Annotated in this window: 9 protein-coding genes; 4 read left to right on the top strand and 5 right to left on the bottom strand. The window is 63.4% G+C overall.

Going from position 1 to position 16,520, the window contains the following annotated elements; all coding sequences use genetic code 11:
• Positions 1 to 36: 36 nt before the first annotated feature.
• From G7079_RS01385 to G7079_RS01365, 5 genes are read right to left on the bottom strand one after another with little or no spacing between them, the layout of a single operon-like run.
• A complete protein-coding gene (locus G7079_RS01385) occupies positions 37 to 1,662 on the bottom strand; it encodes a M4 family metallopeptidase (protein WP_240906212.1) in 1,626 nt (541 codons plus the stop codon).
• Positions 1,663 to 1,681: 19 nt separating this feature from the next.
• Positions 1,682 to 2,269 (bottom strand): hypothetical protein, encoded by a 588-nt coding sequence (locus G7079_RS01380; protein WP_166054842.1) that lies wholly within the window; start codon positions 2,267 to 2,269, stop codon positions 1,682 to 1,684.
• On the bottom strand, positions 2,266 to 2,748 hold the full coding sequence (locus tag G7079_RS01375; RefSeq protein ID WP_166054840.1) for an EF-hand domain-containing protein: 483 nt from the start codon (positions 2,746 to 2,748) through the stop codon (positions 2,266 to 2,268). Before G7079_RS01375 ends, G7079_RS01380 begins: the two co-directional genes overlap by 4 nt.
• Complete coding sequence (locus G7079_RS01370) at positions 2,745 to 4,076, bottom strand: TIGR03032 family protein (protein WP_240906211.1); 1,332 nt, start codon at positions 4,074 to 4,076, stop codon at positions 2,745 to 2,747. Before G7079_RS01370 ends, G7079_RS01375 begins: the two co-directional genes overlap by 4 nt.
• A complete protein-coding gene (locus tag G7079_RS01365) occupies positions 4,018 to 12,765 on the bottom strand; it encodes a hypothetical protein (protein WP_166054838.1) in 8,748 nt (2,915 codons plus the stop codon). The genes G7079_RS01370 and G7079_RS01365 overlap by 59 nt, the downstream gene beginning before the upstream one ends.
• A gap of 490 nt (positions 12,766 to 13,255) precedes the next feature.
• Here G7079_RS01365 and G7079_RS01360 point away from each other — a divergent pair, with 490 nt between their 5' ends.
• The 4 genes from G7079_RS01360 (at position 13,256) to queF (ending at position 16,444) form a co-directional block, all read left to right on the top strand.
• The gene (locus G7079_RS01360; RefSeq protein ID WP_166054836.1) at positions 13,256 to 13,774 is read left to right on the top strand and encodes a c-type cytochrome; all 519 of its coding nucleotides are present in this window, start codon (positions 13,256 to 13,258) and stop codon (positions 13,772 to 13,774) included.
• Between the two features lie 95 nt (positions 13,775 to 13,869).
• Positions 13,870 to 14,532: an alpha/beta hydrolase gene (locus G7079_RS01355; RefSeq protein ID WP_166054834.1), complete on the top strand. Its 663-nt coding sequence runs from the start codon at positions 13,870 to 13,872 to the stop codon at positions 14,530 to 14,532.
• Positions 14,529 to 15,629 carry a cell division protein ZapE gene (zapE, locus tag G7079_RS01350; RefSeq protein ID WP_166054832.1) on the top strand — a complete coding sequence of 367 codons (1,101 nt, stop codon included), beginning with the start codon at positions 14,529 to 14,531 and terminating at the stop codon, positions 15,627 to 15,629. The genes G7079_RS01355 and zapE overlap by 4 nt, the downstream gene beginning before the upstream one ends.
• Positions 15,626 to 16,444 (top strand): NADPH-dependent 7-cyano-7-deazaguanine reductase QueF, encoded by an 819-nt coding sequence (gene queF / locus G7079_RS01345; protein ID WP_166054830.1) that lies wholly within the window; start codon positions 15,626 to 15,628, stop codon positions 16,442 to 16,444. Before zapE ends, queF begins: the two co-directional genes overlap by 4 nt.
• Positions 16,445 to 16,520 lie beyond the last annotated feature (76 nt).

The following is a 16,520-nucleotide window of genomic DNA, read 5'->3' as shown; positions in this document are numbered from 1 at the left end:
CTTTCGCGGGCCGTTCGCCTTACAAAGTACTGATGCCTACGGCGCTGCCACGACGCCCACTGCATTCCAGGCGTTCTCCACGGCTGTGGTCGAATAGCCCAGATCCGCTGCCGCAGCCAATGTGGCATCACGAGCACCGGCGTAGTTGGTGCCGGATGTCATGTAGACGGTCAAAGCGCGATACCAGATCTTGCTGGCGGCATCGCGGCCGATACCGGTGATTGCGGTATTGCCGTTGCAGACCATCGAAGCCGTGGTCAGGTTGGCCCAGGTACCGGCACCAAAACCGGTCGGGACCACTGCGCCTTCCGCCAAGAGATAGTAGAAATGGTTGGCGACGCCCGAGCTGTAGTGGACGTCCAGGTTGCCCAGACCACTGGAATAACAATCCGGCGACGCGCCGTCCAGGCTGGGCTTGAACATCCAGCGGATCGCGTTGTTCATCGCGGCATTGTTGGGGAACAGCTCTTCGCCGATGACGTAATCCGCCGGGTCGTTGCTGTTGTTGGCGTAGTACTCGACCATGGTGCCGAAGATATCCGAAGTCGCTTCATTCAGACCGCCGGATTCGCCGCTATAGACAAGGCCTGCGGAGCGACTGGTCACGCCATGCGACATCTCGTGGCCGGCGACATCCAGCGCGATCAACGGGAAGATGCTTGCACCATTGTCGCCATCACCAAAGGTCATGCAGAAGCAGTTGTCGTTCCAGAACGCATTCTGGTAGTTGCGACCGTAGTGCACGCGGCTGACAGCGCCCTGACCATCACCGGCGATGCCATCGCGGCCGTGGATGTTCAGGAAATAATCCCAAGTCGTCGCCACGCCGTAATGGGCATCGGCCGCAACGGTCTGCGCATTGCTGAGCAGGCCATTGCCCCAGACATTGGTGGAACCCGTGAACACGGAACCCATGCCAGAGGTCTTCATCGCCATGTTGTGCGTCGCGCCACCGCCACGGGTCGTGTCTACCATCTGGTAGGTCGTGCCGCACTTGGTAGTATCCAGCGTCACAGCCCCTTCTGTCAGCGAGTTACCGGTACCGACCGCCGGGGCGGCTCCCGTGCAACCGCCGCCGCCCGGGCCCGGACGCGCGGTCTGCACCGTATCCCACTGGTTCAGGACGCGACCACTGCGTGCATCGACGAAATAGTGCATTTCGGTCGGCGTCTGGTCGGCCTTGATGCCCTTGAACACGACTTCATGCGCGAGTACTGGCGCGACGTCGCGTGCGTACACCACCAGGCGAGAGCTGGGCGCACCCTGGAAATGACTGCCGAAGCGACTACCCGCTTCAACGATGGCCTGGTCGGCGCTCACGACCGGCTTCAGCGACGGACGCGCCGCGCTGCGCAGGGTCTGGCTGATCTTGCCGACCTTGCCATTGCGCGATTGCACCACGAAGTCGCCGCCGATCACCGGCAAGCCCTGGTAATTGCGTTGGTAGCGTACGTTCTCGGTGCCGTTGGCATCGATCACGACATCGCGGGCAACAAAGGTATCGGCATTCGCACGGCGGACGTTAGCTGCCGCAGGACCGGCAATCAGCGCATTTGCGCGGGTGATGGCAGCGGACTTCAGGTTGCCGGCCGCATCCGCGGAACCCGACATGGCCAGTCCGGAGACGATGGCGAGGCTCAACAAAGACATCTGGACTTTCATGACGCGTTCTCCGTGATTATCAGGACCGGCCTTTGCCGCGCCGGGTTGCGGGTGTGACATGAGCTGGATCGTGTTGCGCGGTACCGCGTGCTGCCGGCCCTTGCTTGCGCAGCGGTACCGGTATCAACAATTGGGCATCATCGAAATAGGACACCCTCAACTGCAATCCCCGGGGCGAGTATCCGATGAAGGTTGCGTCGAAACTGGGTTCGTATGCCCGCTTGTACGCAGCCGCGATCTTGCTGTTCTCAACTTCCACCAGAAGACCGAGACTTTCCGGCTTTTTCAGGCCCTGGTTGTATCCCTGCAAGACTTGCTTGCATTGTTGATAGAACGCAAGTTCCTGGTGTTGGCCACGAAGTGCCTTGGCGAAGAATTGCCGGTAGTAGTACATCGGCTGGCGAAGCCTCGGCAACACCTTGATGAGTGCGGTACCAACGCCGCACAACGCGCCGTTTTCGTCCCGGGCAATGCAGACAACTTGCGCGGCACGACGCTTGGCAATGGCCGGATCTTCGATCGCCTTGTTGTCACGCCAGAAATCGACCAACTCTTCGACGAGATCCGGCGTCATTTCCTTCCAGACCGGCGCAATGGATATCTTCACTTGGCGGCACCCTTGCCGGAATCCTTCGGTGCCAACGTGCCCACGAGCTTCACGTATTCGTTGAATTCCAGCTTGCCGTCGCGGTTCGCATCGAAGACCGACATCTGCGGCGCGGATTTACCGGCATTCTTGATCAGCAGCAAACTGCCGTATTCCGCCGGGTCGATCGCCTTGTTGTCGTTTACATCCACGGTCATGAATTGATGGCGTAGGCGCGCCTGCAGTTCAGCCATGCGCTGCGCTTGCACCCATCCGGCCCGGAATTCGGGAAACGAGAGCGCGCCATTACGATCCTTGTCCCATGCACCGAAGGCTTCCGCAGCAGGATCCACGGCCGGTTTGGACGACAAGGGCTTCGTCGCCTGCGCAGGCTTCGGCGCGGGCATCGCCTGCTGGACCTGGACTTGCGCCAGCACATGAAGCGGGAAAGTTGCCAATACGGCCAGCAGTACTTTTGCGGTGAAGGATCGGTGAATCATGAAGCTGATGCCTCCGTCGGCAATTCGGATTCAAACGTGATCAGGTCACGGATTTCCGCTGTGCGCAAACCGATCATCATCGGATTTTTCACATTGGGCAGGAAGCTGATGTCGAAGATCTCGGAAATATCGCCTTCGAAGCGAATCCAGTTCATGACATCGCCATTGGTCAGCGAAATGATCTGCACGCCACACCAAGGATCGGCATCCCGCTTTTTCAACTCTTCATCCAGCTGCAACCCCTCGAAACGCTGGTTGCGCGGCTTGGACAGACCCACTGCCGCGACATTGCCGATGATCGACAAGCCCCGCGCGAAGCCCGGTACGAACGCATGCGGGACAAAGGCCTTCTTTTCAAAATCCACCCAACCGAGCTGGCCGGTACCCGCATTGAGCACCCACAGCTTGCCGTTATGCCAACGCGGCGAATGCGGCATCGACAACCCTTCGCAGACGATCTCGTCCGTTTCCACGTCGATCACCACGCCACCGTCCTGGCGTCGGTCGCGCCAACCATCCACGCTGTCGCTGCGGCAGACGGCCGTTACGTACTTGGGTTCACCATCGACCATCGCCAACCCGTTCAGGTGGCAGCGATCCTCCGGTGCCAGTTTGCTGATGAACTTGGGCTTCCAGATCGCCTTGAAGCTGTGTGTTTGGCTCAACTCGGCAAGGCAGGAGTACTTGGTGTTGACGAACACCACCTTGCCATCTTTCCGGATACCCAACTCATGGATATCCAGATCGCCGATGGTTTGTGCGTTGCGCGGGACATAGCACTTGTCGAACTGGCCGTGGATGACTTCGTTCGGACGCAACACGTTCTCGAACCGCCACAGTTGGTACAACCCACCCAGATAGATACGCTGCGCATTGCCGACCACGCCCATGGCGCGCTCGAAGATACGCTCGAAGAACGACACCCGGCCCTTCTGATCGCTACCGACGAGGTAGATCCGCCCGGTCTGGTAGGACGTGATCGCCAGGGACAACCGGTGCTGCCCCAGCCATGAGGCAAGACCGCGCGAGCACGACTTCTGAACCTTCAGCTTGGTGATGTCCAGCGGCTTGCTGACCGCATCCTTGGCGGCTTCCGTCTTGGCCGGTTCCGGTGCAACCGCATCAAGGCCTGTATCGAGATCCTGCTTGTCCTGGTTTTCCTGGATCGGTGCTTCTTCGTTTGTTTTATTGCTTGTCACGTGCCTTCCAGAGTCTTGCTTGATCAAGCGGGCCCGGATTGACCGGGCCCGCGCCTGTTGCTTGTTGTCATTACCAGGCGTAACGGATGATCGCCTGCCCGCCAAGGCCACTGTCGATGGCGCCGCCATCGGTCCAGTTGGCACCAATGGTGACGTCGAAGGCGCCCTTGTGTGCGCCGACGCCCAACTCGACCATGGTGCTGGTGCCCTTGACGCCCGTGCTGCCGTCGTACCTGCCCGCGATGGTGTAGGTGCTCTCCCCATCGAATTCACGGATCGCATTGACCGAGCCGTAAGGCGTGATCGTCGCCCCGCCCACTTGGAACGCCTTGTTCAATTCAACGCCAAGGCGACCGCGCGAGAAAGTACCGCCGTGGGCCTGGAAGTCCACGTCCGGCCCGTGGATGGTGCTGATGCCGTCCACCTTGGTGCGGGTGTATTGCGCTTGCGGCACCACCATTAAGCCATTCCCGAACGCCCACTGGTAACCGGCTTCGATGCTGGCGGCGGAAGTATGTGCCCGCGCGGTCAACGTCCCCGCAGATGTCGTGGAGCGGACATCGGCGGCCATCCAGCGACCGGTCAGGTCGACGTAGAAGCCTTGCGGCACGTACCACGTGGCATATGCGCCCCACGTCATACCGCTCATGCGGTTCTCGCCGTGGCCATCGCCAGTGAGCCGCTGCCGGCTATCAGCATTGCCCAGCACCACGCCTGCATGGAAGTTGCCGAAGAGGTTGGCGTTCACGCCCAACTCGCGGCCCCAGCTGGTCTGGTTGTAGGCGTAGTTGCCATCGCCGCCGAAATTGACTTCCTGATGCGTCGGATTCACGTCGCCATCGTCGGTATAGGCGCGGAAGAAGGCGCTCATCACCTTGCCGGAATCGCCATATGGGTTCACGCCCAGACGCTGGCGGAAGGTACCGATCTGGCTGTTGAGGAAGCCAGCCGCACCCGATGCCAACGACGCGCCCAAGGTGCCCGCGTCGCTCAAGCCAGTGACATCCAGTCCGATCGAGAACACGTCGTCACGGGCATTGGTGGTGTCGATATCGCTGATGACCGTCAGGCCAAGGGTCAGGAAGTTGGCCACCGAAACGCCCAGTACCTGGCCGTCCACGAACGAGCTGGCACTCGAATTGCCGCTGACATGCGCGAACGGAATCGGATCCTCGGTGCCGTTCGGGAAGCCCTGCAACGTGAGGTTCACGTCCTGGCTCGAACCGCTGACGATGCTGCCATCCACGTACAGCTGGTCGGCCGACTGGTTGAGCATGCTCACGTCGATATTGAGCGCGCCGCTACCCCCCATGTCGCCAACGATCGTGAGGACATCATCGGTCGCGCCATCGACGAAATCGATCGTGCCATTGTTGATGAACGGAATCGCGTTGAGCGAGGGAACCGCGGTTGGTGCGAAAACCGACATCGCGACAGGCTGGTTGAATGCCGACGCAATCGAAGCCGCCAATGCAGGAGCAGGCGTACCGCCGCCCATGTCGATCAGGTTGGTGTCGCCGCGAACGACGATCACACCTGCGTTCGTGAAGCTGTTCGCGGAACCGCCGGCCATGTAGATGGCGGCGCCATCCATCACCAGGTTGCTGCCGATCGCGGTATTGACGGCATCGTCGCCATCGCCCATGTCGATGGTCGCGCCAACCAGCGAAATCGTGCCGCCGAACGCGTTGTTGATGACGTCATTGCCACCGTACAAGGCGATCGAACCCGTGATGTCGCCACTGTTGTTGATCGTATCGGTGGTATCGCCGCCGACCACGGCATACGCGCCCGCATCCACATGGATGTTGCCGCTTCCCGCATTGTTGAGCGTGGTTTGCCCGTCGACCGACTGCATCTGCACAGCCGCGGCGAATCCACCAGCGGCTGCCGTCGCGGTGATGTCGCCGGAGTTGGTGATCGTCACGTTGCCCGTGTAGGACATCGCATCGATACCGTATGCGGCGTAAGCGTCCGCCGTCAGTTCGCCGGAGTTGCCGATGGTCACGTCGCCTTCGGCCCTGGCGAAAATCGCCGCTGCAACCTGGTCGGAGCTCGCTTGGATGCTGCCGGTGTTGCTGGCCGAGGCATCACCCGCATAGGACTGGGTGACGATGCCGTAAGCGCCGACATACCCCGTCGCAGTGACATCGCCGCTGTTGCCGACCGAGGCATTGCCGTAGTACGAGTAGCCGCTGAGGCCAAGCGCGATGCCACTGTCCGCGCTGGCGTCGACGTGGCCACTGCTGTTGACCATCACGTCGCCGGCGTAGCTGTAAGCCTGCACGCCAACCGCACCATAGTTGGCGGTAGCGGTGATATCCCCGGCGTTGCCGACCACCGCATCACCGTATTCGGAACGGGACTCGATGCCGATCGCCACCACTGGTGCCGTGACCTCGATCTGACTGCTCGCCGCCGTCTGCACCGAGGTGCCTTCGTCCGAACGCGCCGCGATGCCGGTGGCGTAGGGGTAGCCGTCCGCAGTGATCGTGCCGCTATTGACCACGTCGGTATAGATGCCCTGGGCAAAGATACCGTAAGCGGTGCCGTCGACCGTCGTGGTTGCGGTGATATCGCCGGCATTGGTCACCGTGACATCGCCATCCGCAGAACGCGCATCGATACCGGTTGCACCATATTCGGCGGTCGCCGTGATGCTGCCGCCGGTATTGGCCACCGTGGTGCCTTCGAGCGAGGTCGCGAAGATGCCGGTGGCGTAGTAGTAACCGTCCGCCACGATGCTGCCGCTATTGCTGGCATCGGCATACATGCCACGCGCGAAGATGCCGTACGCGGTGTCGCCGATGAAATCCCCGCCCGGGAAGTCGCTGGCAGTGATATCGCCGCTGTTGTTGACGCTGGCCGTGCCGTAATCGGCGCGGGCGAAAGCGCCCACCGCCACGTCACCGCCACTGGTTACGTCGATCGAACCGCTGCTGTCGATCGTCACGTCGCCCTGCGCCGCGCGACCGAAGATGCCGGCCGACTGGCCATAGGCGTAACCCTCGATCATGCCTTCGTTGGCCACGTTCACGTCGCCCTGCGACGCAAACCCGAACACGCCCCAGCCACGGCCCACGTACGAGTAGAACCCGATGTCGCCGTCGGCTTCATTGCTGACGTTGACGTCACCGGTGCCGGCCGTTGCATACACGCCGAACGCATACTTCAGGCCATCGGCGTACAGCGATCCGCTGTTGGTCACGTTCGCGTCGCCGAACGCACGCGCGTCCGCCGCCGTCGCCGAGTACGGGCTGGTGACGTCCACCGAGCCGCTGTTGTCGATATTCGCGTTGCCATACCCAGCGAACGACACCAAACCACTCGCTGCGTAGTCCAGCAGCGCAGTGCTTTCGACGGTGACATCGCCGCTGTTGGTCACGCTGGCGTCGCCCGCGAAGGACATCGCCACCGCACCGTTGGCAACGCCTGCCGAGTACACCTCGATGCTGCCACCGGCATTGTCCACCGTCGCATCGCCATCGGCCGAAGCCACGATGCCGTACGCGCCATAACCGTACTTGTTGTACTGGGAGGCGTAGATCGTGCCCGTGTTGGTGATGCTGGCCGTACCGCCCGCGCCGGATGCCGTCGCCGCAATGCCGGTGCCGCCGTAGTAACCCTGCGCCGAGATATCGCCGTTGCTGGTCACGGTAACCGAGGCACCTTCGCCATTACTCGACGCGTTGATGCCGGTTGCCAGCGCCGACGTGTAGGGCATGCCCGCCACCACGCCACCGTCATTGGTGACGCTCACGTCGCCGGTGCTTTGCGCTTCGATGCCCGTGGCGTAGTAGCCCTGCGCTTCGATATCGCCAGTGTTCGCGACAGTGACGTCCGCGCCCGTGGCATAGATGCCATAGGCATGCGCACCCGCGTCGTAAGCGACCGCGTAGATCCCGCCGCTGTTGGTGACCGACACGATGCCGGTGCCTTGCGCCTCGATGCCCGCGGACCAGGTATAGCCGTAGCTGCTGATCGTGCCCGAGCTGGTGACCGCTACATCCGCGCCCGAGGCGAAAATGCCGTCGGCAAGGCCGTAATAGGATTCCGCCCTGACTTCACCGCTATTGGTGATCGCGACGTCGCCAACGTCGGCGTATCCACTCAGGCCTATCGCCGTACCGTTGTACGAATACGCCTCGACGCCGGCGCTATTGGTGATCGCGACGTCGCCGGTCGCGCTATAGCCATACACGCCGGTCGCATCGCCGTCATACGAATACGCGTAGACATCGCCAATGTTGTCGATCGTCACATCGCCATAAGCCTGCGCCGATATGCCGAACGCACCCAGATCCTGACCAAAGGCAGCGATGTCACTGGCATTGGTCACCGTGACATCGCCGCCGCTGGAGCGTGCGTCGATGCCGTATGCGGCACCGCGCGAATACACAGAAATGCTGCCGCCGGCATTGGTCACCGTGGTGCCGTATTCGGACGCCGCGAAGATGCCGGTGGCGTAGTTGTAGCCTATGGCCAGGATATCGCCGCTGTTGCTGACATCGGCGTATGCGCCGCGCGCGAAGACGCCGTACGCCGCGTAGCCACCGTTGGCAGTGATGTCGCCGCTGTTGTTGACGCTGGCCGTGCCGTAGTCGGCACGAGCAAACACGCCAAGCGCCACGTTGTCACCGCTGACCACGCCGATCGAACCACTGCTCTCGACCGTCACGTCGCCCTGCGCCGCGCGACCGAAGATGCCGGCCGACTGGCCGGCGGCATAACCCTCGATCACGCCATCGTTGGTGACGTTCACATCGCCCTGCGACGCAAACCCGAATACGCCCCAGCCACGTCCGTAGTACGAGTAGAACCCGATGTCGCCGTCGGCTTCATTGGTGACGTTCACGTCGCCGGTGCCGGCCGATGCATATACGCCGAACGCATACTTCAGGCCATCGGCGTACAGCGATCCGCTGTTGGTCACCTCCACGTCGCCGAACGCACGCGCATCCGCCGCCGTTGCCCAGTAGTACTTGCTCGACGCGTTGACCGTACCGCTGTTGTCGATATGCGCATCGCCATAACCGGCAAACGCCACGAGGCCATTGGCCGTGTCTTCCAGGCTATACGTGCTCCTTGCCGTGACATCGCCGCTATTGGTGACGCTGGCATCGCCCGCGAAGGACAGCGCCACCGCGCCATTTGCGGCCCCCTGCGAGATCGCGTCCACCGTGCCGCCATCGTTGTTCACGGTCGCGTCGCCATCAGCCGACGCCACCATGCCGTATGCGCCGTAACCGTACTTGCCGGTCTGCGATGCGTAGATATCGCCCGTGTTGGTGATGCTGGCCGTACCGCCCGCGCCGGATGCCGTCGCCGCAATGCCGGTGCCGCCGTACGTGCCGGCCGCATAGATATCGCCGCCATTGTCCGCGGTGACCGAAGCGCCTTCGCCATTGCTCGAGGCGTTGATGCCAACAGCCAGTTCGCTGCTGCCGAAATAGCTATAGCCGGCCAGCACCGCGCCGGTGTTGGAAACACTGACATCGCCGGTGCTTTGGGCCTCGATGCCGGTCGCGTAATAGCCACTGACGGCAATCAGGCCACCATTGTTGGCGACCGTGACATCCGCACCGGTGGCGTAAATACCGTACGCATGTGCGCCCACCTCGGACGTGTTCCCATACACTTGGCCACTATTGGCGACCGAAACGGTACCCGTGCCCTGCGCCTCGATGCCCGCGGCCCATGCGCCGTAGTGCGTGGTCGCCATGGCCACGCCCGAGTTGTCGATCGTGACATCCGCACCCGAGGCGAAGATGCCATCGGCCAGGCCGTCCGCGGCGTTCGCGATGGCCTGGCCGCTGTTGGTGACCGTTGCATTGCCGGCCACGCTGTAGGCGTACAGACCGATCGCGTTGCCGTTGGCGCCCGAGTAGGCCAACACGAAGTCGTCATTGTCGACAACCACATCGCCATAGCCGTAGGCCGACACGGCATACGCATTGGAGGACGCACTGATCGCATAGATGCTGCTGGCATTGGTTACCGTGACATCGCCGGCGCTGGAGCTTGCGTCGATGCCGGTGGCCGTACCACCTTGCGAATACGCGAAGATCACGCCACCGGTGTTGGTCACCGTGGCGCCAGCGTCACCCGCCACCAGCATGCCGATCGCCACCGCGTCGCCGTTCGCGACGATGCGACCGCTATTGCTGGCCGTTGTTTCGCCACCGGAGTCGGCCATCACGCCGACCGCCGCGGTACCGCCGCTCGCGCGAATTTCCCCGCTGTTGTCCGCATTTGCGCCGTCCACGCCATAGACGCGCGCGCCATAGGCACCCGTGGCTGCAACCACATTGATGTAGCCGCCGTAGCTGTTGCTGACGCTGGCCGTACCGGCGTACTGGGACACCGCCAACAGGCCGAACGCCCTGTTGTTGCCGCTTTCGATATCAATGTAGCCGCTGTTGCTGGCCGATGCATCGCCATACAGGTCGCGCACGCGTGCGCCGTAGGCCTGCTGCCAAGAGTAGCCGTGGATGTAACCGGCGTTTTCGAAATTCACGTCGCCCTGTTCGGCGAACGCGAATGCCCCGAAACCCCGTCCGGCATAGGAGTAGAACTCGATGTCGCCATCCGTCGTGTTGTAGAGATGGGTATCGCCGGCGGTGTTCGACGAATAGATGCCGAACGCCAGGATCGCGCCGCTGGCATAGATCGAGCCACTGTTCTCGACCTCGATGTTGCCGTTGCCGGCCGCGACCCTGATGCCATTCGCACGCGCGTTGCTGGCCACGTTGGTGGTGGCCACGATGTCGCCGCTGTTGGTCACCGTCGCGTTGCCGTCCGCCCCGGCACTAGCGCTGATGCCGGTGCTGCTCCTGACGCCATGCGCGTACACATTGCCGCTGTTGTCCACCGAGGCGTCGCCATTGCCCGAGAACGCCAAGAGTCCCGTGGCGCCGATCGACGGATTGGCGGACGAGCTCAACGTACTGGTGGCATAGACATCGCCGGTATTGGTGACGCTGGCGGTGCCGGCGAAGGAATTGCTGGCCAGGCCGAATGCCGGCCCCCTGGAGGTCACGTCGACATAGCCACCATCGTTGTAGATGGTCGAATCGCCGTCCGCCGACGCCAGCACGCCATAGCCGCCGTAACTGGTGATCGCGCGATTCTGGGTGACGATGATGTCGCCCGTATTGGTGACGCTTGCGGTGCCGCCAAGGCCGCTGGCCACGGCTTCGATGCCGGTGGCGCCATAGACGGCCGCGGCCGTGATGTCGCCGCTGTTGCCGATGGTGATGGCTGCGCCTTCGCCCGTCGCCTCCGCCCGGATACCCCAGGCGAGCGCGCTGTCGGTGGTGGTGCCGGCGTAGATGCTGCCGTCGTTGGTGGCACTGACATCGCCATAGGTCTGGGTGCGGATGCCGGTGGCGTAATAGCCCTGCGCTTCGATCCGGCCACTGTTGGCTACGGTGGCATCGGCACCCGCGGCATAGATGCCGTAGGCGGCTGCGAATCCACCGGCCCCGTACGCATACGCGTAGATCTCGCCGCCGTTGTTGTTGGTGACCGAGACGGTACCCGTGCCACGCGCCTCGATGCCCGCGGCCCAGCCGGTACCGTTGACGCCGATCGTCGATACCGAGGAGTTGGTGATGGTGATGTCCGCGCCCGAGGCGAAGATGCCGTCCGCCAGGCCCGCGTACGAATAGGCGCTGATGTTGCCGTTGTTGTTGATGGTGACGTTGCCGGTACCGCTGTAGCCGTACAGGCCGATCGCCGAACCGTAGCGGGTGTACACGTCGACACCGCCGGCATTGCCGATCAGCACATCGCCGGCATTGCTGTAGGCGTTGATGCCGGTCGCGTTTCCATAGACGCTATCGGCATTGATCGGGCCCACGTTGCTGACGGTGACGCTGCCCGCATCGCTGTAGGCATCGATGCCTGTCGCGTTGCCGTAGACGCTATACGCATCGATCGAGGTGTTGTTGTAGACGTAGACATCGCCTGCCGTGCTGGCGGCGAAAATGCCGGCGGCATCGCCGTAATAGGTTCTGGCGTTGATGGCGCCGTTACCGTTGGCGTGGATGTCCACGGCACCATCGGTGCTGATGCCCTGCAGGCCGAACGCGTTGCCGTAGGTCGAGGACGCATTGATGGTGGCGGCACTGTTGGTGATGGCCACGTTGCCGCTGTCGGCCACCGCCAGCACGCCGTAGGCATTGCCCATGTAGGCGGTTGCGCTGATGTCGCCGCTGTTGATGACGGTGACGTCGTCCACGCCGAACGAAGCGATGCCGGCGGCATCGGTGTAGCCATCGGCTGTCAGGGAGCCGGAATTGTTGAGCGCATTGCTCCCTGTAGCCACTGCATAGATGCCAACCGCCTCACCGCCACTGGACGTTGCCGATACAGCGTAGGTGTTATAGCCGCTGTAAATCGATCCATTTGTTGATTCAACATGTATGGCATGCAAGTCACCACTATTGCTACCTGAAACGGGAAACGGCGCATACCAACTGAAGCCAAATGGGAGAATTAACCAAGCAGAATCTGCGTGTGTCTTGCCATCGCCGATCAGCGACTGCGAATTGCCGGTCGGACCGAAGGCATGCGGCACGGTGGTCAGGTCGAACACCGGTGCCGTGTCGATCGAAGCATTCTCGCAACGCAGGACGATGGACTGGCCCTGGGTCGGCGGGCAGTTGCCGGCGTAGGCATTGCCGCCGGTTCCCAGCGCCAGCGCCAGGGTGGACGCCGCCAGCACGGATCGCACCGCGCGGGTCATCGGGGTGACCTTGTAAATGCGGCTACGCCGCGCCTTGGTCGTCTTGCCCGCGTTCCGGTTGCTGCTCATGAGATCCCCCGATTCCATTCCAAGTTGTGGTCTTGCCGTGGCCACGGCAAAACTGGAAAACCACCCGCCGCGCCCGCCCGAAGCAGGTACGCCTGATGACTGCAAGTGGATTGCCCCGACAAGACCAAGGCGCGCGCTTGGCGTCCGTGCCCTGCTGGATTCATCCCCTGTTAAGAGCGAGTTATCGCCGGCAATTGGTTACGTTGTCAACCGTGCGCATGGTCACGGTTGCATCGTGACCCGCTGAAGCTCTTGTTCTGCCTCGCGCAATTCCATTCCATCAAGGCATTGCCGGACAACTGCCATGGGGGAAATGCTGCGCTGCACGAGATACATACGTGAAGGTATTGATTCTGCAACGACGATCCACGTGCAGCCCTGCAACGGGCCGCTGGCTGCACCCTTAACTGGCTGATCTCGCACGCACGCTGCAGTTCTGGAATAATTCCCCGGTTTGGCGGCCTTCGCCGCATTACTTTGCAGGTGAATCGTGCGCAACTACGATCTTGAATTCCTCAAGCGCTTCTCGATGGTGCTGGCCTTCCTGGCCGCCGTGACGGTGGGCTTGATCCTGTTCGCGCACCACATCAATGGCACCGTGAAGCACGACCCGGACCCGGCCGCCGAACAGCGCGTGCTGAACCGCATCGCCCCGATCGGTGCGGTGTATGCCGGCGCCACCGGCGCAGCCCAGCAAGCGGAAGCGGTCAAGGCCGCGGCGGAGGCGGCGGCCTCGCAGGTCGCCTACGGCGGCACCACCGATGGCAAGACCATCTTCGGCAACCTGTGCACCGGCTGCCATACCTCCGGTGCCGGCGGCGCGCCCAAGCTGGACGCGGCAGGGATTGGTGCGCGTGTGGCGGCGCAGGGCCTCGACGAACTGGTCAAGAAGGCGACCGAAGGTTTCACCGGCAGCACCGGCGTGATGCCTGCCAAGGGCGGCAACCCGGCCCTGACCGACGAGCAGGTGAAAGCCACGGTCGAATGGATGGTCGCGCAGAGCAAGTAAGCCTGTCGCGCCGTCGTTCAACGCCGCCTGCGGGCGGCGTTGTCGTTTCCGGGCCACACGCCCGCTTGACCATGCCTGCGGCATCATAGGTACCGATGAACATCGCCACCGATCCCGCCCCCTTGTTCCTGGACGGTCCCGCCGGACGGATCGAGGCCGCGCTCGATGCCCCGGAGGCGGACGTGGCGGCACGCCCCGTGCTGGCGATCATCTGCCACCCGCTGCCGACCGAAGGCGGCACCATGCACAACAAGGTGGTGACGATGGCGGCGCGCGCCTTGCGCGAATCCGGCGTGACCACCCTGCGCTTCAACTTCCGCGGCGTCGGTCAGTCCGAAGGTACGTTCGACGACGGCGCGGGCGAACTCGACGACTTGCGTGCGGTCGCCGCCTGGGCTCGCGCGCAGCATCCGGACAAGGCCTTGTGGCTGGCCGGTTTCAGCTTCGGTGCCTACATTTCCCTGCGGCTGGCGGTGGAACTGGGCGCGGCCGCCCTGCTCTCGATCGCCCCGCCGGTGGGACGCAACTGGGACTTCTCCGCGATCGACCTCCCCACCGCGCCGTGGCTGGTGATCCAGGGCGATGCCGATGAAGTGGTCGATCCGCAGGCCGTGTATGCCTGGCTGGCCACCCTGCCGCGGCAACCGGAACTGGTGCGGATGCCGGACACCAGCCATTTCTTCCATCGCAAGCTGATGGACCTGCGCGGCGCGGTGAAGAACGGCGTGCGCGACTGGTTGCCGGCTCCGTCTGCATGACCGATGCACGGCTCCCTTCGCAGCGCTATGCCGATGGCGTGGCGCGCGGCGACTGGCTGCAGGATCCCGCGCAACAGGAGGCGCTGCGCGAGCTCGACCGCATCCACGCGGCCGTGCTGGAACCGGTCTCGGCACCGGGACCGTTCGCCCGCCTATTCGGCGCGCAGGGAGCGCCTGCACCGCATGGCTTGTACCTGTGGGGCGGCGTGGGCCGCGGCAAGACCTTCCTGATCGACCTGTTCTTCGAAGGCCTGCCGATCGCGGAAAAGCGCCGCACCCATTTCCACCGCTTCATGCGCGACGTGCACCAGCGCCTGCGCGAACACGCCGGCGAACGCGACCCGCTGGCGATCATCGCCAAGGAATGGCGCGCCACGTTGCGGGTGCTGGTGCTGGACGAATTCTTCGTCAGCGACATCGGCGACGCGATGCTGCTGGGCCGCCTGCTGGAACGCCTGTTCGCCGAAGGCGTGGTGCTGGTCACCAGCTCCAATGCCGCTCCAGGCGAGTTGTACAAGGACGGCCTGCAGCGCGCGCGCTTCCTGCCGGCGATCGCCTTGATCGAGCGGCAATGCGCTGTCGTGCACCTGGACAGCGAGCACGATTACCGCCTGCGTGCCTTGACCCGTTCGCCGGTGTATCGCGCACCGCTGGACGCCGGTTCCGATGCCTGGTTGGGCGAACGCTGGCGTGCGCTTGGCGGTGACGATGCGCACGTGGATGCCGGCATCGTGATCGACGGCCGCCGCATCCCGGTGCGTGCGCGCTGCAAGGGCCAGTGCTGGTTCGACTTCACCGCGCTATGCGAAGGCCCGCGCGGCAATGCCGATTACATCGAGATCGCCCGCGAATTCCACACCGTGCTGCTCGGCGACATCCCGCGGATGAATGCCGACCGCGACGATGCCGCCCGCCGCTTCGTGCACCTGATCGACGAACTCTACGACCGCCACGTCAACCTGATCTGCACCGCCGATGCCGCGCCAACGGATCTTTACAGCGGCGAACGCCTGGTCGCCGCGTTCGAACGCACGGCCTCGCGGCTGATCGAGATGCGATCGGCCGAATACCTTGCCCTGGAGCACCGCAGCGAATGAACCCGAATGATGTCTCCGGCTCCGCGCTCGGTCGCGAAGTCGCCTATCCGCAACAGTTCGATGCCGGTTTGCTGTATCCGATCCCGCGTGCGTTGGGCCGCGTGGCCATCGGCATCGATGGCGAAGCGTTGCCGTTCGCCGGGGTGGATCGCTGGCACGCGTACGAATTGTCGTGGCTGGACATGCAGGGCAAGCCGCAAGTGGCCACCGCCACCTTCGAGGTGCCGGCCGATTCGCCGCAGCTGATCGAATCCAAGTCGTTCAAGCTGTACCTGAACTCCTGCAACAGCACGCGTTTCGCCGATGCCGAGGCGTTGCGCATACAGATCGGGGCCGACTTGTCGGCCGCCGCTGGCGCGCCGGTGTCGATGGCCTTCGGCTTGCCGCCGATGCATGCGAACCAAGGCGACAGCATCGATACCCTCGACATCGCCATCGACCAGTACGGCCCACCCGATGCGTCACTGCTGGCGGCGGATGCAGCGGAGGTCGTCGAGGAAACCCTGACCAGCGCACTGCTGAAATCCAATTGCCCGGTCACCGGACAGCCGGATTGGGCGGATGTGGCCATCGCCTATCGCGGCCCGCGCCTGGATCGTGCCGGCCTGCTCCGCTACATCGTCAGCTTCCGCGACCACGCTGAATTCCACGAGCAATGCGTGGAGCGCATCTTCACCGACCTGATGGCGCGTTGCCGGCCGCAAACGCTCTCTGTGCAGGCACGCTATACCCGTCGCGGCGGCCTGGACATCAATCCCTGGCGCACATCGCCTGGCCTGGCCGCGCCCGCGCCAAGCCGTAGCGAACGCCAGTAACCCGGCGATCACCCGGCCGCAATGCCGTCTTAACACTCGTCGTGGCACTGTCGCGCCGGTGCGGGCCCTTGCCCGC

This window comes from Thermomonas sp. HDW16 (genome assembly GCF_011302915.1).
Taxonomy (GTDB): Bacteria; Pseudomonadota; Gammaproteobacteria; order Xanthomonadales; family Xanthomonadaceae; genus Thermomonas.
This window is presented reverse-complemented; position numbering and strand designations above follow the sequence as displayed.

Coding starts and splice junctions, on each gene's coding strand:
- G7079_RS01385 (WP_240906212.1), bottom strand. CDS start 1,662: ATGAAAGTCCAGATGTCTTTGTTGAGCCTCGCCATCGTCTCCGGACTG.
- G7079_RS01375 (WP_166054840.1), bottom strand. CDS start 2,748: ATGATTCACCGATCCTTCACCGCAAAAGTACTGCTGGCCGTATTGGCA.
- G7079_RS01370 (WP_240906211.1), bottom strand. CDS start 4,076: ATGGCGGCGCCATCGACAGTGGCCTTGGCGGGCAGGCGATCATCCGTT.
- G7079_RS01365 (WP_166054838.1), bottom strand. CDS start 12,765: ATGAGCAGCAACCGGAACGCGGGCAAGACGACCAAGGCGCGGCGTAGC.
- G7079_RS01355 (WP_166054834.1), top strand. CDS start 13,870: ATGAACATCGCCACCGATCCCGCCCCCTTGTTCCTGGACGGTCCCGCC.
- zapE (WP_166054832.1), top strand. CDS start 14,529: ATGACCGATGCACGGCTCCCTTCGCAGCGCTATGCCGATGGCGTGGCG.
- queF (WP_166054830.1), top strand. CDS start 15,626: ATGAACCCGAATGATGTCTCCGGCTCCGCGCTCGGTCGCGAAGTCGCC.